We start from the raw sequence: 20,090 nt of genomic DNA on the forward strand, positions 1-20,090 counted from the left end.
TTGGTCCCTGCCTCGTCCGCGGCGCCGCCCTAGCGTCGGGGTAGCGCCCGCGGCACAGGGGCCGAGTCGCCGAGGCTGGAGGAAACGACATGAGTACTGTCAGAACGACGGGCATGGACACCGCCGAGACCACCGGATGGGCAGGGTGGGTCGTCTTCGCCGGGGTGATCCTTCTCGTCAGCGGAGTCTTCAGCGGCGTACAGGGCCTCGTCGCGCTCGTAGGTCCCGACACGTATTACGTGATGACCAACGGATCGCTGTGGCTGATGGACGTCGCCGGCTGGGGCTGGTGGAACCTCATCGTCGGGGCGCTCCTGGTGCTGACCGCTGTGGCGCTGTTCGCCGGGCAGACGTGGGCGCGGGTCATCGCCGTCATCCTCGCCGGGCTGAGCGCCGTGGGCCAGCTCATGCTGATCCCGGCTCAACCCTGGTGGTCGTTGATCGTCATCGCCATCGATGTCGTCATCATCTACGCGCTGACCGTGCACGGCCGCGAGCTGCGCACCGACGTCTGAGACGCGGCGGCTCGTTCCAGCCCGACGGGAGGGGACGCGCGGGAAAGGACACGCCCATGACCACCTTCGACTACGGTCCGATCGAGTTCTACGCCATCGCCTTCGACGGCGATCGCCCCGGTCCCGCCGTCCTGCAAGCGATCGACGACCTCGTCGCCACGGGTACGGTGAACCTCCTAGATCTCGTCTTCGTCCGACGTTCGCCGGAGGGTGAGATCGAGACGCTCGATGTCAGCGACACGGTCGACGACGGTGCGCCCGCCCTCGACCTCGTGGGACTCGCCGGCCACGAAGACATCCAATACCTCGCGGACAGCCTGGAACCGGGCACCTCGGCGGCGATCGTCGTCGTCGAGTTGTTGTGGGCGAAGGCGTTCGCCGCCGCGCTCTACGACGCAGGCGGCGCTGTCATCGCGCGGGAGGGAATCCCCGCACCCGTCGTCAATGCGTTCCTGTCCGAGTACGCGGACTGAGAGAGGAGAACGACATGCCCTTGGGTCGACGAGGCCGCCCAGGCCTCATCGGGATGGCGGCTCGAACGGCGGTCGTGGCAGGCACAGCGACTGCTGTGTCGGGTCGCGTCCAGCAACACCAGCAGCAGAAGTACGCTGAGCAGTCGCAGCAGCGGGCCGACGAGGCCGCGGCGCAGCAGGCGGCCATCGATCAGGCGGCCGCGCAGGCCGTCGCCGATGCGCAGGCGGCCCGGACGCCTCCCGCCCCGCCGCCCGCAGGAGGAGACGATGTGATCGCACGGCTCACCCAGCTCGCGCAGCTGCATGCGCAGGGCGCCCTCACCGACGACGAGTTCGCGGCCGCCAAGGCGAAGCTGCTGAGCTGAAATGCCGGCTCGCCTCTTGGCCTCTCGCGTGAGCGCAGAATACCGCCGGGCGTCGTGTTCTGCTCTCCTACAACTTCAGCTCTCAGGGGCCCACGAACATCCCAGGTTGGGGACTCAGCCTCCATGAACTTCGGACTCTCGGCGCTTGCAGTCCTTCGCGCGTCGGTAGTAGCTGGATCGGGACATCCCGAGATCACGCGCGACCTCGGTCACGGGCTCTCCGCTTCGGACGAGCCGGATCGCATTGTGGATCTGGCTGTCGGTGATGCGCTGTGGACGGCCGCCAAGGTTCTTGCCAGCGGCACGACGCTTGCTGATTGAATCCAGGATGCGTTCGCGCTTGATCTCGTGTTCCATCTGCGCCAGCGCCGCCATGATGGTGAACACCATCGCCCCCATCGGCGTCGACGTATCCACGTCTCCGCCGCCCAGGTTCAAGACCCGGAGACCCGCCCCGCGGGTGCGGAGCTCATCCGCGAATTCGAGCATACTCTGCGTGGATCGCCCGAGTCTGTCCAATGTCGTGATGACTAGCGTGTCGCCTTCGATGAGCGCTTCCACAGCCCGATCGAACTGAGGACGAGACGCGCGCGCACCGGAAACGCCGTGATCGACGTAAAGGTCGTCACGTCGGACGCCCGCGGCGAGGATGTCCGCCTCTTGTCGGTCAGTCGATTGCTGCCTCGTCGATACCCGCGAGTATCCGATGAGCTTTTGCATGGTGTCCTCCGATGTGTCTCGGAAGGGACGGCGAGTCCGTCGATTCCGCCCAAAGCTTGCGGCACATGGTTACGGGAATCCACAGCGATGCCCGCCTAGCGCTGTTGCATTCCTCCCACCGAACTGCACCGCGGGGCTCGGCATGGCTGTCATCGTCGCCAACGGAGCCCTTACTCTCGACGGGTCGTCAGCCGCCGCGACGTGTCGGCGATGCGTCGCGCAAGCTAAGGGATACGAGTCAGCGGTCGTAGATGTCGCGGCGGTGTCCAAGGGTGACGACGACCACCACGAGGATGTCGTCCTGGACGGTGTAGATGATGCGGTAGTTTCCGACGCGCACCCTGAGGCCGTCCCGGCCCTGTAGCGCCTTGGCTCCGGGCGGCCGCGGATCCTGACCGAGCAGCGCGATGGCGCCGCGGATGCGGTCGCGGTCCTGGTGATCGATGCGCTTGAGCGCTCGAATAGCTGCCGGTCGGATTTCGATCCGGTAGCTCACTCCCAGCCCAGGTCCTTCTTGACCTGGTTCCAGGGGATGTTCTCGCCTTCTTCAGCCATCGCGTCATCGAAGGCAGCCGCGTCCTCGGCGTCCTCGAGAGCCTCGAGCATGCGCTCATACTGCTCCGGACTCACCACCACTGCCGCGCGCTGACCGCGCCGTTCGATGAAGACCGCTTCCTTCTGGGAACGAGCGATCACGTCCGACAGATGGCTGCGGGCGTCTGCGACGCTGACACTCGACATACCGCAAGTGTACATCTATAGCGCAGTGATGTACATCAGGTGCCTCACCCACATCACTCCCATTAGCACGCGGACCGATGCCGAGTGCGACAGCGGGCGTAGCGCGCGTGAAGGGATACGAGACGAATCCTGCTCACGGAAGCGCGAGCGCACATCGCCCCGCGGCATGAAGACGGTGACGGTCTTCACGAAATCTAGAGGATTGTACAAACGGCCGCCGCTATGTCGGGGCCCGACGGCTGACAGCGTCTCAACCGAGCTCGACAGTCCAGGCTAGGGTCCAGAGATTCGGGTCCAAGCCGTGGCGCCTTCCGCACGTCGTACCGCAGCGTCGGGCGTGACAACCGTAGCCTCGCCAGCGCGACGAGTGTCGTCGCGCGCTGCATGGCGAAAGCGGGCGCCTTCATAAAGCCGCCACCCGATGGCAACCAGGAAGAACGCGGCAATCAGAATGATTCCGACGAGTTCTGCCATGACGACACGATAGATCTCCGCGTTGCACGGCCGCAGCGGTGTTCATGAGAAGTTCAACACGCCAAAGACGCTGCACCAGCGACCGGCTTGGCCATCCGACGTCCAGGGATCACCAGCCACCACCTCCGCGGCGTTAATTGCGGCTGAGGTATCGGCTAACCGCCCGCACCCCACCCGGCTCGGCGCTGATCAGTCGGTTCGTTGTAGCGGTCATTCGGTGTGTCCGCCTGCGCCGCCGGCCGGTTCTGACGCGTTTCGTAGGTTTCAGGTTCGGGCCGAAAGAACCGCACTGCTCGCTGCCAAATTGACGATCTCGCGGACATCGAAGCTCCCGTCGTTGGTCACACCCTACGCGCGCTCATCCAGTGCCGCACGAGCCGCCGAAAACGAAAACGCCGGTGGATGTCGAATTGGTTGAGGGATTCGGCGATCGGTCGCTTGCCTTCTGTTCGCGCTCGATGTGCTGGACGGCGACTCCGAAGCGGCCGCCGCCGTACTCCTATCCGAGCCGGCGGCGAGATCTTTGTCAGCATCCTCAAACGGACGCGTTTCGACGCCGCCGACGCGCTCCGAAACCGGCCAGCGCGGTCGATCGGAAGGAATACGAGACACATCGTGCTGTTGTGGCCGGTGACGCGACCGGTGCCACGTGCTGGCCGGTCAGGTGCCATGGTTGAGGTTCAGGAGCCGTCGAGGGCGTAGCTCGCCGAGCGCGAAGCCGATCTGGTCCACCGGCTAGCGGTGCCGTCACCGCAAGGACAGCAAGCACCTCGCTGGCCCTGCCGCTCACTCCCGGTCAGCGGCGGCGCCCTCGGCGAAGGAATCAAGGGCATCCTCTAAGCCTTCTACGTCAGCGACGTCGTAGAAGGCGATGGGTGATCCTGGCCCAATGGCGGCAAAGAAATCGAGCCCGGTATTCGCGTATGTCCGCAGGCTTGCCATCCCCGGCAGTCCAGCAGTCGGTCCGACTTCCGCTCCGAAGACGACGTCAATATGAGTCCGGTTCGGATGTATATAGGCAGTCCTCTCCGAGAGCGGTAGATCTATCTGTTGCACACCTGAGGGACCAACGATGATTGCTCGTCGGTCGGTTAGGAGGTAACGGGTCCGGCGCTTGCGTGCGGCCTTAACGAAGAATCGTCCGATGACGCCGTAGACGCCGAACGCGACGAACAGAAGGCCGAACAGCCACATCAGGCGAGGAGCGGTCGACGAACTTGCAACAGCCACTGTCCAGAGGATGCTTACGGCCAACCACACGACGCTGAATGGCACGAAGAATCCATCCGCCCGGGTGAAATGCACCTGGGCGTCCGGCTGTCCTCGCCAGCGAACTACTTCGCCTTTGAGCATTCGAGGTTCGTTCGTCACACTGCAACCGTGCCACACCCGCACCTGACGACCTCACCTATCCACAACTGGAATTGCGATCCTTCGAGACCCTGCGATCTTCGAGTTGTCGAAAGGAATGTGCGATCGAGGACTGGCTTTGGTACGGCGGCAACACGGCTGTCTACAGCGTCGCGAAATGGAGTGGCGGGTGTGCGTCTCCAACCTAGGATTGCGACGTGCGACGAAGGAGCACGACTCAGCGGTGCCGAGGTGCGTGCCCTCGCAGGTATTCAGACCAGCGCAGCTTCTCGCCGACGGCTTGGCGTGGCGCCACGCGGAATGGGGAAATAGACACCATGACGGATGCGTCCTTGCCAGTTGATCCGAGCGCCGGCGACGCGGCCACTGCTAACCCAGCGCAGGTTGCGGAGAAGACGGACAGGGGCACCGCCCCAACGGCGTCGCTCGGTGCGCAGCCTTCTACAAGGCTTGGCCGGATCGCCCTCATTATGGCGATCTGGGTGATCGTTGGTTCGGTTCTCACCTCGGTGCTGGTCGGGCTGTTCGGAACGACGGTCTTCGTGCACGGCAGCGTGACTGATGGCGGCGCCCGAGGGGGCTTCAACGCACAGCCCAATCAAGTCATCTCCGGAGGCCAGATCCTTGTAGGTACTGTGTTCGGAACGTGGGCGCTTGTGCAGGGGATCGTTGCGACAGCTAAGAACGCGGGACGCCGATACGGCATCACCGCAATAGTGCTTGCGGTTGTCGCGCCCATCGTGAGCATCATCCTCTGGCTCAGCATCGCTCTCGCGGCCGGCCACTACGTCGCCGTCTGAGGTCGCCACCCCACGGCACCGATGTGCGACCAATCCGCCTGCGCGCGCGAGCCCCATCCCGCGCGCGCGATCGGGGATCCCGAGTGTGACAGGGGCGTAGCGCAAGGCAGAGATACGAGACGAGGGCATCGAAAAGGGCGCGCCGAGCAGGGCCCGACACGCCCTTACCGCCGGTTCGATGGGGCTGGCCCTGGTCCTGGGCGGGACTGCTGCCGCGGCCGCGACCGGACTCATCCCGCTCCCCGGCGGACCAGAGATCACCGAGCTGGCTGAAACCAAGCAGGCCGCGTCTCCCCGTCATCAGATTTCTCGTACGACCCGTACGGTGAGTTGGTAGCGCGGAAGCGACATGCGGCCCGATGAGTTCGGGCGCGGCCTGTCTCGTATCCCATGGATTCGTCGCCGACCTCGATGGGCTCATGAGGCGTCTCTGAGTTCACAGCGAGAGGAACCCGCAGTCACCGATCTGCTTACGCTCTGGAAGCTCGCCGACAAGCGACAGGCCGATTAGTCCGTGTCTGAGTCAGTCAGGGTACGGGGGTGTCCACGGGAGCGAAACCAGATGTACGCATAGCCGGAGTACAGAGCGACGGTGCTGAAGACGGCGGTCCAGAACACAGGTTCGATGTACATCGCGAGGAGTGCTGACGCGAGCACTAACAGCACGACGAGCACCGTGATGACGATTCTCCCGGCAACCGTGGAGACGGGATGTGCGAAGGCGAGCAAGCGCCGCTCCTCGATGCGAATAGGATCGCGGGCGATTCGCGCGAACAGCGCGAGGCCCGCGATGCTTATCGCCACTGTCACCAATCCCAGAATCCATAACGAGAGCTCCTCGCTTGAGGTCAGCTGGTCGGGTGCTGCCAAGTCGCGCACACGCCAGCGCTGATCCCAAAAGCTGATCATCGTTCTAGCCTTTCATCCCACTGGCTACAGTTTGAGCCGTGTTTTCCAAGCCTTGGGCGTGGTTCTGGACGATCCTTGTCGCCCTGAGTAGCGGGGTTGCCACCTTTTTCGGCGCTCTCGAGCTGGAACTTGGATACGGGTGGGCGATCGCCGGGGGGTTGGTGGTCTCGGCCCTGTGGTTCTTCAACTGCGCCACCTTCTTGACCGACCGCGCCGAAATGCCGCCATCCGACGAGTCGAAGCCGGATCCAGCACCGTGATGTTTTCGGAACGTGTCGGCGCACCGAGATCCAGCCGTTGCGCGTCCTCCGGTCGCGGGGTATGCACGGATGGTGCGTGACAAGCGGACGGCCCAAGTGCTGGGGTGCGTGTGGATCATTGTGGGCATGGCGGTTTTCGCCGTCACCGCATGGATCTGGTGGGCGGCATCGGACTTACCTCCCAACCAGACCGACGCCCGAATTCTCCTTGCTCCACCAACTCTCGGTGCCATACTCGTCGGTGTCGGACTCTGGACGCTGATCACGGGAACGCGCTTGGAAGCGGGGTCGCCGCGCTGGCCATACGTACACGGCAGTAGGAACAGCCGACAAACCGACGAAGACGGCGCCGAACGGTGACACGAGTCCCACGATGACGTCATCTCCGAGGCATCGATACCATGCGTCGCGCTTAGGTTTCTCGGCGCGCGTCGAAGCCTTACGCACGGGTTCGTTGGCCGGCCATCTCTTCGCGTGGCCCGGTAGCGCTTGACCCGTCCGACGAAAGTCGCACGTCCGAGCCGACGCCCGCTCGCTCACCGTTGGCGCTCCCTTGTCTCGTATCCCTTCCGATCGTTTGCGCTGACCAGTTTTGGAGCGCGTCAGCATCCTCAAACGAGGGCGTTTCGACGCCGCCGACGCGCTCCGAAACCCGCCAGTGCAGTCGATCGGAAGCGATACGGGACAGGATGTCCGCGCGCGCGTCGCTCCCACCGTGCGATCCTCACCGGACGGGTTGTGCGTCTTCACCCGTTCGAGTTGCTCCGAGAGAGCAATCGAGTGAGCTCGTCGCGTTGTTGAGCCAGATCACTGCCCGACGATGCGCGAAGCCTCAGATCTCACGGCGTTCAGCGCCGCGTTCAGCAGATCCTGCTTTGAGTCGGTGGCGGCGTCCGCGTACGACCATGTGAGCACAGAGCCGCCTTCCGACGTCCGGTGAACTCTCACGATCAACTCAAGCTGAGGATCGGGTCCCTCACTCTGCGCCGCGGCGGCCTGATCACTCGGCTCCCCGGAAAATGTCTGCCAAGTCATTCCATGCTCCATTCAGTCACGAACACACGCGATGGACTCACTCATGCAGCGGAGGATAAGGTCACCGGCCTGGAAGAGCGGTCAGGAAGTCGCGCATGCTTCCTTTTGCGGCGATGTGTGCGGCGGCAGCCGGGCGGATCGTAGTTTGGTTAGCGATCTCATCAGGCGTCAACCCAGCGTCAAGAAGGCCGCGCACAAGCCGGTCGATGTCATCGGCGAGCGTCGGGAGCTCACTTGGGGATGTTGTCGCGAGAATCGCACGCAGCTTGAGATTGAGTTGCGCGAGAGCGGATGCAACCCCTGCCTCGTGAGCGTTCCCGGCAGGCCGAGGATCACTGAAGACAAAGCGCCAATCCTCATCCACCGTGTCACCCCGACTCCTCCGCGGCCTTACTTCGCGGCGACTGTACCAGGCGGATTCGATCTCGTGCAGAAGCCTGCACGCCACTTCCACTTCACCCGTTCAAGAACGCATGCGGACCCCTCAGCATGGGCGGACTCGCCTTTCCAAGGTGGTCCGCTGCTGCGGTGTCAGCGTCGGCCCCATGCGCTTTGCGGGGTATCAGCAGCCGGCTGCACTTCCCTCACGCGGGGCGGCTCAGCAGCGACGCGGGCTCGAGGTCAGCCTGTGGCTGTCGGTCCCCGTCATTCTGGCGCTTGTGCACTTACTGCAGATCTTTGAGCTGTTCGGCACGGTCGGCTGCGAGGGCGTCTGCGATCTGGATCTCACCTTCGCCGCGCGTGCCGCGTACCCGTGGGAAGTGGCCGTCTCCCTCGCCGTCGCCGCAGGCGCCGCGATCGCGCTCCGACTTCTCGGCAAGCCCACGTTCTGGGCTGGGCTCATCGCCCTGGTGCTGATGCTGGCGTCAGCGACCGTCACGAGTGTCCTGGTCCAGTCCGGGCTTGCGCCGATGTACGCGTCGGCACCGACGGATGCAATGACCTAAGCGGTGAGTGGGTCCAAGAACCGGAGGGCGAGATCACTCTGACACTCCTGCCCGAAATGACGGCCGACTGCGACGGGATCGACACCTGGCTGAGCAAAGGACGATCCGCCACGATCCTAGGGAACTTTCTCTACATCAACGGGTCAACCGGGTCACCCATCGGAGGTCTTGCACCTACGACGTCAACTAGCCCGAGCTGATTCCACCCGCTCCGTCTGCGGCCGTGGGCATCTGCCGCCAAGCGACGTTCGGCGCTTTCATCCCGCTCAGCAATCCGTTACCGCGCTGGCGGGTCAGCCGGTTCGCTCTGTATTTGTCGGACTTGCTGGAGTATCCAGTCGGCAGCTTGTTGCGCGAGGGCTTCGGGGGATCGCGCCGGGTCAACAGCATCTAGATGCCCGTCGACGAGCGGGCCCCAATCGTCGAGGCGGGTCTCATCACCTCGACCACACGAAATCGCCATCCTCTTTGGTTCGTCCGCGAACGTCACCCACAGCCAACGCAAGGGCTCAGGCGGAGGAGTGACTTCAACACCGAGAACAGGTCTCGCAAGGGGCAATCCGAGCGAATGCCCCGGCTCAAGCCCGAGTGCCGTCCACGGCTGCGCCAGTTCGCGCAGCCGCGCGACGAATCGCGCCTCGGCGTCGGTTCGGATCACGACGCCCGGGAACCACTCAGTCGCTGCCTGCGGCACGCAGCTAGCATGCCCTAGTTCACCTCCCGCGCTTGCATCGGCACGGGCTCAGCAAGCCCGGGGATGCTACTCTCTGCGGGCTGTCCGGCTGAGGACCCCGAGTGCGACAGGGGGGCGTAGCGCAAGACAAGCGATACGAGACGGGTCGCTGTCGAAGATGTGCGGGAAGGGCAAAACCTGGCTCGCAAGCGATCACGCGCAGCCTTGTTCGCGTTTCCGCTCACGCGCACAAACCAGGGCTCCTCGACGCCCTGTTCTTCGTCCCGAGTCCCTCACGCGGGCGTAGCGTGGAACTCGTCGGAAGGGATCACGATGTCCGCTCTCACCGAAACCGGCCGCACCGCGGCATCCGTCGACCGAGTTCTCCTCGGGCGCGCGATCGTTCTCGTGCTCGCGCTCGGGCAGATCGTGTCGAACGTGGTGTTCGAGGTGTTCTCGCCGAACGACCTGCAGTCGGGCGTGGAGTTCTCGCCGATCGTGCCGCCGGGCCCGATGTTCGCGATCTGGGGAGTCATCATCACCGCGAGCATCCTGTGGTCGGTGCTGCAGGTGCGCCCCTCGGTGCGGGACTCTGCGGTGCGCGACCGGCTCGTCGTGCCGCTCAGCCTCGTCTACGCGGGATTCGCGCTGTGGCTGGCCGCCGCGTCCCTGGGTCAGCAGTCGCCGCTCACACTCCTGGTGTTCGTGCTCATCGTCGGGGCGCACGCCGTCGCGTGGCGGCGGATCACCCAGGGGCGCGCCGAGATCGCCGGTTGGAAGCCCGTGGACCGCATCACGCTGTACGTCTCGCAGGGGATCTACGCGGGATGGACTTCGATGGCGTTCTTCGTCAACGTCGCCACGGTCGCCCAGGGGGCCGGCGCCCCGAATGACGGGGTGTGGGGCACGACGTGGCAGCTGTTCGTCATCGCCGCCGCGGCCGGCGTCGCTGTGGTGTTCGTGGTGCTGAGCGGCGGAAGTGCGTTCTACGCGCTCGCCGCGTCGTACGCGCTCGTGGGCGCGGGGATCTCGTCGAGCCTAGGCGGCTTCACCGTCCTCGCGGTCGCGCTGGGCGTGGGCGTGGCGATCGTCGTCGGCTCGACGGTGGTGGTGCGTGCGCTTCGCGCCCGCCGCGGCGTGGGCTGACGCTCGGAGCGGAGTAACGGGGTCTGCGGACCGAGACCAGTGTGGGCCCGGCGGCGCCGGCTTCGGAGGTGGCGCGTGTGGCGGGATTGCGCATTGGAAGATCGCCGTTCGCGACCATCGATCGCGGTGGGCTCACCGAGCGCCGACATCGCGAATGCGCGCCGGGACGCCATTCACGCGATGAAGAAGGGGTGCCCCCGACAGGAATCGAACCTGCGACCTTTGGTACCGGAAACCAACGCTCTATCCCCTGAGCTACGGAGGCGTACCGGTCGAGATTACCACCCGGAAGGGGGCCTTCCCGACGGTCAGGGAGCGACGATGTCCTCGTTCAGCGGCGCGTCGGCGACGACATCCGCTCCCTCGCCGAGAGTGCGCACGGCCTCGGCGACGCGGTCGGCGAGGTAGGCATGACCGTCGGTCGAGGGGTGGTCGCGGCCGATCCCGGTGTCGATCACCGCGTCGTAGTTGGTCTCGGTGATCCACTCCTCGTCGATCGGGGAGATGTACCACCAGCCGCGGCCGGCCGCGAGAGCAGCGAGGTCATCGTCGATCTGCGCGGTCGCCGCCTCCACCGGCAGCACCTGCGGCGCGGGGCCGAGGATCACGACCGAGGCCTCGGGGTAGGTCGCCGCGACCGCGTCCCAGACCGCCGTCACGGCCTCGGAGTACCCTGCGGGGTAGAGGCGGCGGTCGTTGATCGAGCCCTGCAGGATCACCAGGTCGGGATCCAGCGAAGGGTCCAGCGCCGCCACGCGCTCACCGAACGAACCGCCGTCCAAACCCGGCTTGAGGTAGCCGCTGCCACGAACACCGTTCACCGTGACCTCGGCGCCGAGGCGATCGGCCAAGAGGTACGCATAGCCGAGGGACGGGTCGCTGGCGGCCGAGCCGAAGGTCCACGAGTCGCCGAAGACCAGGATGCGGGGGTTGTCGGGAAGGGCCAGGGGAGCGGGCTGGATGACCGCATCCTCCGGTGCGGCGACGGCCACGGGCGGGGCCGGCGGCGGCGTCAGCCAGGCTCGGATTCCGGCGACGGCGGCCACGGCGCCGACGGCGATGGCGAGCGCCAGCACTGCCGCAATCAGGCGGCCACGCCACGACGGCCGAGGGGCGAGGGCACGGGTCACACGGGAAGGGTAAATCACTCTCGGCCCTGCACCGAATCCGACGCTCTCGGAGCGTGCGAGGATACTCCGGTGCCGCGTGTCGTGACCGCTGAAATGGACCTGGAGATCTGGTCTCCCGTCGACCTGATCCTCCAGGTCGCGGCGACCCGTCACACCCCCCTCGCCGAGGAGTCTCTGACGCTCCGTCAGGGCGATCGCGAGTACACGCCGACCGAGATCGTCGACCAGAACGGCAGCCGCCTGCACCGCATCACGGGCGAGGCGGGGGTGCTCGAGGTCCGCTACCGCGCGGTCGTCACCGGCCCCGCCGCGGCGACCGAACCCCGCGACCTCGAGACGATCACCTACCTCCGGCCGAGCCGGTACTGCCAGTCCGACGAGGTGTTCGCCCAGGCCCGCCGTCAGTTCCGGGGCTTGGAGGGTGCCGAGCTGCTGGCGGCGGTCGAGGACTTCGTCGCGTCCAGCACGACTTACGCCCCCGGCCTCAGTCAGGGCACCGACAGCGCGGTCACGACGCTCATGACCGGGCAGGGCGTCTGCCGCGACTACGCGCACGTGGTCATCGCGCTGCTGCGGGCGATGGATGTGCCGGCGCGCTACACCGCCTGCTACGCCCCGGGGCTCACGCCCATGGACTTCCACGCCGTCGCCGAGGCCTACCTCGACGGAGCCTGGTACGTCATCGACGCGACACGGCTGGCCGACCGGCGCTCGCTCGTGCGCATCGCCACCGGGCGCGATGCCGCGGACTGCGCGTTCCTCAGCTACCACGGGGGTGCGGTCGGCCTGCAGCACCTCCGGGTCGACGCCGAATGGACGGCGGGGGAGGGCGTCGATCCGGATCTCCCGGGCGGCGCCGACGACCACCGCGCCCTCGTGCGGATCGGCTGACCCACGGCATCCGGCGGGTATACCCGCCACATCTAGACTGGTCGGGCTATGAATCCCGACACGCTCTCCGCCGCCCTGCTCGACGTCATCGCCCCGCTCGCCGAGGCCCGACGTCCGGGGGCGAGCGAGGGGCTGACGGCGGCCGATCTCGTGCTGGAACGGCCGAAGAACCGCGACCACGGCGACTGGGCCTCCAACGCCGCACTGAAGCTGTCGAAGGCGGTCGGGGCGAACCCGCGCGAGTTCGCGGGTGAGATCGCCGAGCGCCTCCGCGCCGTCGACGGCGTCGCCGAGGTCGAGGTGGCGGGACCCGGCTTCATCAACATCCGACTGGATGCCGCCGCTGCCGGCGCCCTGGCGAAGCAGATCGTCGATGCGGGGGAGGCCTACGGCACCGGCGACGCGCTGGCCGCCGAGGTGATCAATCTCGAGTTCGTCTCAGCCAACCCGACCGGCCCGATCCATCTGGGCGGCACCCGGTGGGCGGCGGTCGGCGACGCGCTAGCGCGCCTGCTGTCGTCGCAGGGCGCTCGGGTGACCCGGGAGTACTACTTCAACGACCACGGCGCGCAGATCGACCGATTCGCCCGCAGCCTGGTCGCCGCACACGAAGGGCGGCCGACCCCCGAGGACGGCTACGGCGGAGCGTACATCGGCGACATCGCCCGTCGCGTCGCTGTCGCCTACGAAGGCGACATCGATGCCCTCGACGCCGAGGCGAAGCAAGAGGCGTTCCGCGAACTCGGCGTCTCATTCATGTTCGATGAGATCAAGGCCAGCCTTCACGAGTTCGGTGTCGACTTCGACGTCTACTTCCACGAGAACGACCTCCACGACTCGGGCGCCGTCGAGCGCGCCGTCACCCGGCTTCGCGAGCTCGGACACATCTACGAGGCCGACGGTGCGACGTGGCTGGAGACCACTCGGTTCGGGGACGACAAAGACCGGGTCGTCATCAAGTCCGACGGGCAGCCGGCGTACATCTCCGGCGATCTCGCCTACTACCTCGACAAGCGCGAGCGGGGCTTCACCCAGTGCATCATCATGCTCGGCGCCGACCACCACGGCTACGTGCGACGCATGATGGCGATGTGCGCTGCATTCGGTGACACGCCGAACGTGAACCTGCAGATCCTCATCGGCCAGCTGGTCAATCTCGTGAAGGACGGTCAGCCCGTCCGGATGTCCAAGCGGGCCGGGACAGTCGTGACCATGGAGGATCTCGTCGAGATCGTGGGAACGGACGCGGCGCGGTACGCCCTCACGCGCAGCTCGGCCGACTCCAATCTCGACGTCGACCTCGACGTCCTTCAGAAGCGCACGAACGACAACCCCGTCTTCTACGTCCAGTACGCCCACGCCCGCACCCACAACGTCTCGCGCAACGCTGCGGACTCCGGGGTGGACCGGTCGGAGTTCGCACCCGAGCTGCTCACCCACGAGACGGAGTCGGCGCTGCTCGGAGCCCTGCAGGAGTTCCCCCGGATCGTGGCGTTCGCCGCCGAGGTGCGCGAGCCGCACCGGGTCGCACGCTACCTCGAGGAGCTCGCCGGGCTCTACCACCGCTGGTACGACAACTGCCGCGTCATCCCGCTGGGGGACCAGCCCATCGAACCGGTGCACCGCACCCGCCTGTGGCTGAACGATGCCACCGGCCAGGTGCTCCGTAACGGCCTGACGCTCCTCGGCGTCTCGGCACCTGAGCGGATGTAGCACGGTGAACCCGGGGGACACCCAGCCGACGCAGCCGCTCCCCGAGTGGGCGATCGCCACCGCGCCTCCCCCGCGCCGGCGTCGCCGGGTCTGGCCGTGGCTGCTGGCCTTCTTCGTGGTGGCGGGCCTGGCGGTCGTGGCGTGGTTCGTCGGTGAGGCCGTCGCGCGAGACCTCGTCATCCGCACCGTCCGCGAGCAGGTGATCACCAATCTCGCGCTCCCGGCCGATCAGCAGATCGACGTCGAGGTTTCCGGTGCCGTCCTCCCGCAGCTGATCCGCGGGAGCCTCGACGACCTCGCGATCTCATCGGACGATGTCACGATCGGGCCGCTGACCGGCGACATCGATGTCCGCGTCCAGGGGGTTCCGATCAGAGGGGATGCCGACCTGGAGGCCGGGTCGGGATCTGTCACCCTCGACACGGCGCAACTGCAGGCCCTCCTCGGCAGCCTCGAGGGCTTTCCGGACGATGCCGAGGTCGCGCTCGACGCTCCGGACGTGCGCCTCTCCACCGCTTTCCCGGTGTTCGGGGTCGAGGTGCCGGTGACGATCGCGGTCGTCCCCCAGGCGGTGGAGGGCGACCTCGCCCTCACCCCCTCCGCGGTGTCGGTGGCGGGGGCGGAGCTCACCGCCGATGGCGTGCGCGACCAGTTCGGCGGGCTCGCCGACGGCGTGCTCCAGGCCTGGACCGTCTGCATCGCCGGCGACCTGCCGGCGGGGATCACCCTGACCGACCTCGTCGTCGAGGGCGACCGGCTGACCGGATCGTTCGATGTCGACCCCGCCATCGTCCGCGATGTCTCGCTGCAGGAGAACGGCACGTGTGCATGACGGGTCGGACGAGGCCGGACGTCACGCGACCGGTGGGCAGTGGGGCTCTGCCCTAGACTGCAAGGACTGCCCGACGCGTGAGTCCTCCGGTCGAGGCAGCCCGTCACACCGGCGATCCCGGTCGACGTCGCGCCGAAGCATCCACTGATTGGTCTCCCACCCGTGTCCGCCGCCCCATCGCCCGGCTCGTCTCCCGCTCGAGACGTGCCCGCCGATCCCAACGCCCTCGCCGCTGCCGTGTGGCCCGCGCGTGCGCATCGAGACGACGGCGGAGAGCTCGTGCTCGGGGGAGTCGCGGCGACGGCGCTGGCCGCCCGATTCGGCACTCCGCTGTACGTGATGGACGAGTCCGAGGTGCGCGAGCACGCCCGGCGCGTGCGCGACGCCTTCGAGGGCGCCGCCGCGGCGCACGGCACCACGGCCCGCGTCTACTACGCGGGGAAGGCGTTCCTGTCCACCGAGATCGTGCGGTGGGTGACCGCGGAGGGCCTGGGCGTCGACGTCGCCAGCGGCGGGGAACTCGCCATCGCGATCGCGGGTGGAGCGGACGCCGCGGCTGTGGGATTCCACGGCAACAACAAGAGCGTCGCCGAGCTCGAGCGAGCGATCGACGTGGGCGTCGGCTCCATCGTCGTCGACAGCCACATCGAGATCGAGCGTCTGGCTGCTCTGACAGCGCGCGTCGACGCGCCGCGCACCGGCCCTCAGACCGTCTTCGTCCGCGTCAACAGCGGCGTGCACGCCGAGACCCACTCGTTCCTCGCCACCGCTCACGAGGACCAGAAGTTCGGCTTCGCCCTGCACGATGCTCCCGCCGCGGTGGCGCGCATCCGCGAGATCCCCGGTCTCCGACTCGGCGGGCTGCACTCTCACATCGGCTCGCAGATCTTCGGAGTCGCGGGGTTCCGAGAGGCCGCGTCGCGTCTGATCGACCTTCACGCCGCGCTGCTCGAGGGGGGCGAGGTCCCCGCCCTGAACCTCGGCGGAGGGTTCGGTATCGCCTACACCGAGACCGATGAACCCACCGACATCGCAGACCTCGCCGCGGCCATCGTCGGTGCGGTCGCCGAGGAGTGCGCGGCCCGCGGCATCCCCGTTCCCCGCCTCGCGTTCGAGCCCGGACGCTCCATCGTGGGCCAGGCGGGGGTGACCCTGTACGAAGTCGGCACGGTCAAGCCCGTGCACCTCGAGTCGGGCGTGGACCGCCTCTATGTCAGCGTCGACGGCGGGATGAGCGACAACGCCCGCACCGCCCTCTACGGTGCGCAGTACTCCGCCCGGATCGCCTCGCGCACCAGCACCGCCGACCCCGCGCTCAGCAGGGTCGTGGGCAAGCACTGCGAAGCCGGCGACATCGTGGTCGACCTCGAGTACCTGCCCGCCGATGTGGCTCCCGGTGACCTGCTCGCCGTCCCCGCGACCGGCGCCTACTGCTACTCGCTCGCCAGCAACTACAACGCCGTACCCCGGCCCCCGGTCGTCGCCGTCCGCGACGGCGAGGCCCGGCTCATCGTCCGCGGCGAGAACGTGGACGACCTCCTCGCCCGAGACGTCGGCGCCGCGGCGCGGCCGGCCGACGCATCATCGAAGGGACCTCATGCCTGACTACCGTCGCCTGCGCGTGGCGCTCCTGGGAGCCGGCGCCGTCGGCTCGCAGGTCGCCGCCCTGCTGCGCCTCCACAGCGCCGAGCTCGCCGACAGGGCCGGTGCCAGCCTCGAGCTCGCCGGCATCGCGGTGCGCAATCTCGACGCCCCGCGCGAGACCGACCTGCCCAAGGAGCTGTTCACCACCGACGCCGAGAGCCTCATCGTCGGCGCCGACATCGTGATCGAGCTCATGGGCGGAATCGAGCCGGCCCGCACCTATCTGCTGCAGGCGATCAACTCCGGCGCCGACGTCGTCACGGCCAACAAGGCGCTCCTGGCCACCCACGGCCCCGAGATCTTCGACGCCGCCGACCAGGTCGGAGCGCAGGTGTACTACGAAGCGGCCGCGGCGGGTGCGATCCCGATCATCCGGCCGCTGCGCGACTCGCTGGCAGGCGACCGCGTGCAGCGCATCATGGGCATCGTCAACGGCACGACCAACTACATCCTCGACCGCATGGACACCGAGGGGGCCGAGTTCGCCGACGTGCTCGCCGACGCGCAGCGTCTCGGGTACGCCGAGGCCGACCCGACGGCGGATGTGGAGGGCTACGACGCCGCCCAGAAGGCCGCGATCCTGGCGAGTCTGGCCTTCCACACCTCGGTGCCCCTGGAGTCGGTTCACCGCGAGGGGATCACCGGCATCGACAAGGCGATGATGGATGCCGCACGGCACGCCGGCCTCGTGATCAAGCTGCTCGCCGTCTGCGAGCGTCTGCGCGACGCCGGCGACGCCGAGTCGATCTCGGTTCGGGTCTACCCCGCTCTCATCGACCGCACCCACCCCCTCGCCAGCGTCCACGGCGCCAACAACGCCGTGTTCGTCCAGGCCGAGGCCGCGGGCAACCTCATGTTCTACGGCGCGGGTGCCGGCGGCGTGCAGACCGCCTCGGCCGTGCTCGGCGACGTGGTGTCGGCTGCTCGGCGTCACATCGCCGGCGGCGTCGGCGTGGGGGAGTCCACGCGGGCCAACCTCGCCGTCGTGCCGATCGGCAGGGTCACCACGCGCTACCAGATCACCCTCGAGGTCGACGACCAGCCGGGGGTGCTCGCCACGGTGGCCGGGATCCTGTCGGAGGGGCGTGTGTCGATCGCGACCGTCGAGCAGACGGTCGCCGGTGAACCGGTCCCCGGTGGCGGCACCGCGCCCCAGACCCCTGAGAACACTGCGCGCCTGGTCATCGGCACGCACAAAGCCAAGGAGCAGGACCTGAGCGAGACCGTGGCACGACTGGCCGGCAGCGGCGTCGTCGAGCGGGTCGTCTCGGTGCTGCGAGTGGAAGGAGAGTGACATGGCGCACGTCTGGCGGGGAGTCCTCCGCGAATACGCCGATCGACTGGGAGTGACCGACGACTCCACCGTGGTCACCCTGGGGGAGGGCGGCACGCCCCTTCTTCCGGCCCCGGCGCTGTCGCGGCGCACGGGTGCCGACGTCTGGGTGAAGTACGAGGGGATGAACCCGACCGGATCGTTCAAGGACCGCGGTATGACGGTCGCGCTCTCGCGCGCCGTCGAGCACGGCGCGAAGGCGGTCATCTGCGCTTCGACGGGCAACACCTCCGCCTCGGCGGCGGCCTACGCCGCGCACGCCGGCATCACCGCGGCCGTCCTCGTGCCCGAGGGCAAGATCGCGATGGGCAAGCTCAGCCAGGCCGTCGCCCATCAGGGGCGTCTCATTCAGATCCGCGGCAACTTCGACGACTGCCTCGAGATCGCGCGCGAGCTCGCCGACAACTACCCGGTGCACCTGGTGAACTCCGTCAACCCCGACCGCATCGAGGGTCAGAAGACGGCGGCCTACGAGGTCGTCGAGGTGCTCGGCGACGCACCCGACTTCCACTTCATCCCGGTCGGCAACGCCGGCAACTACACCGCCTACTCGCGCGGTTACCGGGAAGAGGTCGAACGCGGCGTCGCCACCCGGGTGCCCCGCATGTTCGGTTTCCAGGCGGCCGGCAGCGCGCCGCTGGTGACCGGCGCGGTCGTGCGTCACCCCGAGACGATCGCCAGCGCCATCCGGATCGGGAACCCCGCGTCGTGGCAGTTCGCCCTCGAGGAGCGCGAGGCCACCGACGGCTACTTCGGCGCCATCGACGACGAGCGCATCCTCGCCGCGCAGAAGCTTCTCTCGGGCGAGGTCGGCATCTTCGTCGAGCCCGCTTCGGCGATCAGCGTCGCGGGGCTCCTCGACCGCGCCGAGGCCGGGGTCATCCCCGCGGGGTCGCGCGTGGTGCTCACCGTGACCGGGCATGGGCTGAAGGACCCGCAGTGGGCGCTGCGCAACGCCGACGGCTCGCAGGTGCAGCCGACGGTCGTCGACGCCGCGACCACCGAGGTCGCCTCGGTGCTCGAGCTCGCCCCTGTCGCGGCACCGGCGTGAGCGGGGTGCCCGTGGGGCGAGAAGTCGTCGTGCGGGTGCCGGCGACGAGCGCGAATCTCGGTCCGGGATTCGACACTCTCGGCCTCGCCCTAAGCGTCTACGACGAGCTGACGGTCACCGCCCTCGAACCCGGCCGCCTCGAGATCGAGGTCGAGGGAGAGGGTGCCGAAGGTGTCCCGCGCGACGCCTCGCACCTCGTGGTGACCGCGATCCGCTACGCGTTCGACGCGGTCGGACGTGAGGTGCCGGGGCTGCGTCTTCGCGCCGTGAACGTCATTCCGCACGGGCGGGGACTCGGTTCCTCGGGGGCGGCGGTCGTGTCGGGCCTCCTCGCGGCCAAGGGGCTCCTCGCCGGCGACGTCGACCTCGACGACGACACCCTGCTGCGCCTGGCCACCGAGATGGAGGGCCACCCCGACAACGTCGCGCCGGCCCTCTTCGGCGGACTCACGATCGCCTGGGTCGACGACGGGCGTCCGCAGCACAAGAAGCTGCTCGTGCACCGCGGTGTCGCGCCGCTGGTGTTCGTCCCCGAGTTCACGATGTCGACCTCGGTCGCGCGGAGCCTGCAGCCGCTTCAGGTGCCGCGCGAAGACGCCGTGTTCAACGTCTCGCGGTCGGCGCTGCTGATCGCGGCACTGACCCAGAGCCCCGAGCTGCTCCTGGCGGCCACCGAGGACAAGCTGCACCAGAACTATCGCGCGCAGGCCATGCCCGACACCGACAGACTGGTGCGGGCGCTGCGCGCGGTGGGGTTCGCCGCGGTCGTCTCCGGGGCCGGGCCCAGCGTCCTCGTTCTCGCCGACGGGCCGGGTCGGCGCCTCGAGGCGGTGGCCGTCGCCGAACGCGCCACCGACACCCCGTGGGAGGCCCTCATGCTGGCCGTCGACGTCAAGGGTGGTACAGTGAGGGAGTACGCGGAGGGTTCCACGTGATACGTGAATCTGGCCTCCGTCGCAATTCTGCGAAACCACCGCACACCTCTCGTCCTGACGAAGCGCTCTAGCCACGCCAGGTCGCCGGTATCCGGACGAGATTCTGCTTTGCCGCGCGTGCGGTCGTCGTGC

23 protein-coding genes and 1 tRNA gene are annotated in these 20,090 nt (G+C 67.7%); 14 read left to right on the top strand and 10 right to left on the bottom strand.

The genetic code is table 11. From position 1 onward, the window contains the following. The first annotated feature begins 89 nt into the window (after positions 1-89). The 3 genes from V6S02_RS03440 to V6S02_RS03450 are packed head-to-tail and all read left to right on the top strand — an operon-like array spanning position 90 to position 1,353. Positions 90-515 carry a DUF7144 family membrane protein gene (locus V6S02_RS03440; protein WP_336399875.1) on the top strand — a complete coding sequence of 142 codons (426 nt, stop codon included), beginning with the start codon at positions 90-92 and terminating at the stop codon, positions 513-515. Between the two features lie 56 nt (positions 516-571). After that, positions 572-988 carry a DUF6325 family protein gene (locus tag V6S02_RS03445; protein WP_336399876.1) on the top strand — a complete coding sequence of 139 codons (417 nt, stop codon included), beginning with the start codon at positions 572-574 and terminating at the stop codon, positions 986-988. 14 nt (positions 989-1,002) lie between these two features. Next, entirely contained in the window at positions 1,003-1,353 is a 351-nt protein-coding gene (locus V6S02_RS03450; protein ID WP_336399877.1) for an SHOCT domain-containing protein, read from the top strand. Positions 1,354-1,467: 114 nt separating this feature from the next. Here V6S02_RS03450 and V6S02_RS03455 read toward each other — a convergent pair whose 3' ends face one another. From V6S02_RS03455 to V6S02_RS03475, 5 genes are all read right to left on the bottom strand, one after another. Next, entirely contained in the window at positions 1,468-2,073 is a 606-nt protein-coding gene (locus V6S02_RS03455; protein WP_336399878.1) for a recombinase family protein, read from the bottom strand. A gap of 238 nt (positions 2,074-2,311) precedes the next feature. After that, positions 2,312-2,569, bottom strand: a complete 258-nt coding sequence (locus tag V6S02_RS03460; RefSeq protein WP_336399879.1) for a type II toxin-antitoxin system RelE family toxin — start codon at positions 2,567-2,569, stop codon at positions 2,312-2,314. Next, on the bottom strand, positions 2,566-2,814 hold the full coding sequence (locus V6S02_RS03465) for a type II toxin-antitoxin system Phd/YefM family antitoxin (protein WP_141939888.1): 249 nt from the start codon (positions 2,812-2,814) through the stop codon (positions 2,566-2,568). The genes V6S02_RS03460 and V6S02_RS03465 overlap by 4 nt, the downstream gene beginning before the upstream one ends. Before the next feature lie 273 nt (positions 2,815-3,087). Continuing rightward, on the bottom strand, positions 3,088-3,288 hold the full coding sequence (locus V6S02_RS03470) for a hypothetical protein (protein WP_336399880.1): 201 nt from the start codon (positions 3,286-3,288) through the stop codon (positions 3,088-3,090). 786 nt (positions 3,289-4,074) lie between these two features. Continuing rightward, complete coding sequence (locus V6S02_RS03475) at positions 4,075-4,659, bottom strand: hypothetical protein (RefSeq protein WP_336399881.1); 585 nt, start codon at positions 4,657-4,659, stop codon at positions 4,075-4,077. 317 nt (positions 4,660-4,976) lie between these two features. Here V6S02_RS03475 and V6S02_RS03480 point away from each other — a divergent pair, with 317 nt between their 5' ends. Further along, on the top strand, positions 4,977-5,459 hold the full coding sequence (locus V6S02_RS03480) for a hypothetical protein (RefSeq protein ID WP_336399882.1): 483 nt from the start codon (positions 4,977-4,979) through the stop codon (positions 5,457-5,459). Positions 5,460-5,966: 507 nt separating this feature from the next. On the opposite strand, the gene V6S02_RS03485 is transcribed toward V6S02_RS03480, so the two are convergent. Continuing rightward, entirely contained in the window at positions 5,967-6,368 is a 402-nt protein-coding gene (locus V6S02_RS03485) for a hypothetical protein (protein ID WP_336399883.1), read from the bottom strand. Positions 6,369-6,406: 38 nt separating this feature from the next. On the opposite strand from V6S02_RS03485, the gene V6S02_RS03490 reads away from it, so the two are divergent. Beyond that, on the top strand, positions 6,407-6,628 hold the full coding sequence (locus tag V6S02_RS03490) for a hypothetical protein (RefSeq protein ID WP_336399884.1): 222 nt from the start codon (positions 6,407-6,409) through the stop codon (positions 6,626-6,628). A gap of 807 nt (positions 6,629-7,435) precedes the next feature. Here the strand turns inward: V6S02_RS03490 and V6S02_RS03495 are convergent. Beyond that, the gene (locus V6S02_RS03495; protein WP_336399885.1) at positions 7,436-7,663 is read right to left on the bottom strand and encodes a hypothetical protein; all 228 of its coding nucleotides are present in this window, start codon (positions 7,661-7,663) and stop codon (positions 7,436-7,438) included. Between the two features lie 61 nt (positions 7,664-7,724). Continuing rightward, a complete protein-coding gene (locus V6S02_RS03500) occupies positions 7,725-8,027 on the bottom strand; it encodes a hypothetical protein (protein ID WP_336399886.1) in 303 nt (100 codons plus the stop codon). 181 nt (positions 8,028-8,208) lie between these two features. Between V6S02_RS03500 and V6S02_RS03505 the strand changes: the two genes are divergently transcribed. After that, positions 8,209-8,610 carry a hypothetical protein gene (locus V6S02_RS03505; RefSeq protein ID WP_336399887.1) on the top strand — a complete coding sequence of 134 codons (402 nt, stop codon included), beginning with the start codon at positions 8,209-8,211 and terminating at the stop codon, positions 8,608-8,610. 1,006 nt (positions 8,611-9,616) lie between these two features. Next, complete coding sequence (locus tag V6S02_RS03510; RefSeq protein WP_336399888.1) at positions 9,617-10,429, top strand: hypothetical protein; 813 nt, start codon at positions 9,617-9,619, stop codon at positions 10,427-10,429. A 192-nt stretch (positions 10,430-10,621) separates the two neighbouring features. Here V6S02_RS03510 and V6S02_RS03515 read toward each other — a convergent pair. Then, a tRNA-Arg gene (locus V6S02_RS03515) sits at positions 10,622-10,694 on the bottom strand. Positions 10,695-10,737: 43 nt separating this feature from the next. After that, complete coding sequence (locus V6S02_RS03520) at positions 10,738-11,559, bottom strand: SGNH/GDSL hydrolase family protein (RefSeq protein ID WP_336399889.1); 822 nt, start codon at positions 11,557-11,559, stop codon at positions 10,738-10,740. A 69-nt stretch (positions 11,560-11,628) separates the two neighbouring features. Between V6S02_RS03520 and V6S02_RS03525 the strand changes: the two genes are divergently transcribed. The 7 genes from V6S02_RS03525 (at position 11,629) to thrB (ending at position 19,958) form a co-directional block, all read left to right on the top strand. Next, the gene (locus tag V6S02_RS03525; protein WP_124292820.1) at positions 11,629-12,450 is read left to right on the top strand and encodes a transglutaminase-like domain-containing protein; all 822 of its coding nucleotides are present in this window, start codon (positions 11,629-11,631) and stop codon (positions 12,448-12,450) included. Positions 12,451-12,498: 48 nt separating this feature from the next. After that, complete coding sequence (argS, locus tag V6S02_RS03530) at positions 12,499-14,163, top strand: arginine--tRNA ligase (protein WP_336399890.1); 1,665 nt, start codon at positions 12,499-12,501, stop codon at positions 14,161-14,163. Between the two features lie 4 nt (positions 14,164-14,167). After that, the gene (locus V6S02_RS03535; protein ID WP_336399891.1) at positions 14,168-14,995 is read left to right on the top strand and encodes an LmeA family phospholipid-binding protein; all 828 of its coding nucleotides are present in this window, start codon (positions 14,168-14,170) and stop codon (positions 14,993-14,995) included. Between the two features lie 204 nt (positions 14,996-15,199). Continuing rightward, entirely contained in the window at positions 15,200-16,600 is a 1,401-nt protein-coding gene (gene lysA, locus V6S02_RS03540) for a diaminopimelate decarboxylase (RefSeq protein ID WP_336399892.1), read from the top strand. Beyond that, a complete protein-coding gene (locus V6S02_RS03545) occupies positions 16,593-17,933 on the top strand; it encodes a homoserine dehydrogenase (protein WP_124292823.1) in 1,341 nt (446 codons plus the stop codon). The genes lysA and V6S02_RS03545 overlap by 8 nt, the downstream gene beginning before the upstream one ends. A 1-nt stretch (position 17,934) precedes the next feature. Then, complete coding sequence (gene thrC / locus V6S02_RS03550; RefSeq protein ID WP_124292824.1) at positions 17,935-19,023, top strand: threonine synthase; 1,089 nt, start codon at positions 17,935-17,937, stop codon at positions 19,021-19,023. A 5-nt stretch (positions 19,024-19,028) separates the two neighbouring features. Next, positions 19,029-19,958 (top strand): homoserine kinase, encoded by a 930-nt coding sequence (thrB, locus tag V6S02_RS03555; RefSeq protein WP_336400771.1) that lies wholly within the window; start codon positions 19,029-19,031, stop codon positions 19,956-19,958. The last annotated feature ends 132 nt before the right edge of the window (positions 19,959-20,090 follow it).

Source organism: Microbacterium sp. CCNWLW134 (assembly GCF_037083565.1).
Taxonomy (GTDB): domain Bacteria; phylum Actinomycetota; class Actinomycetes; order Actinomycetales; family Microbacteriaceae; genus Microbacterium.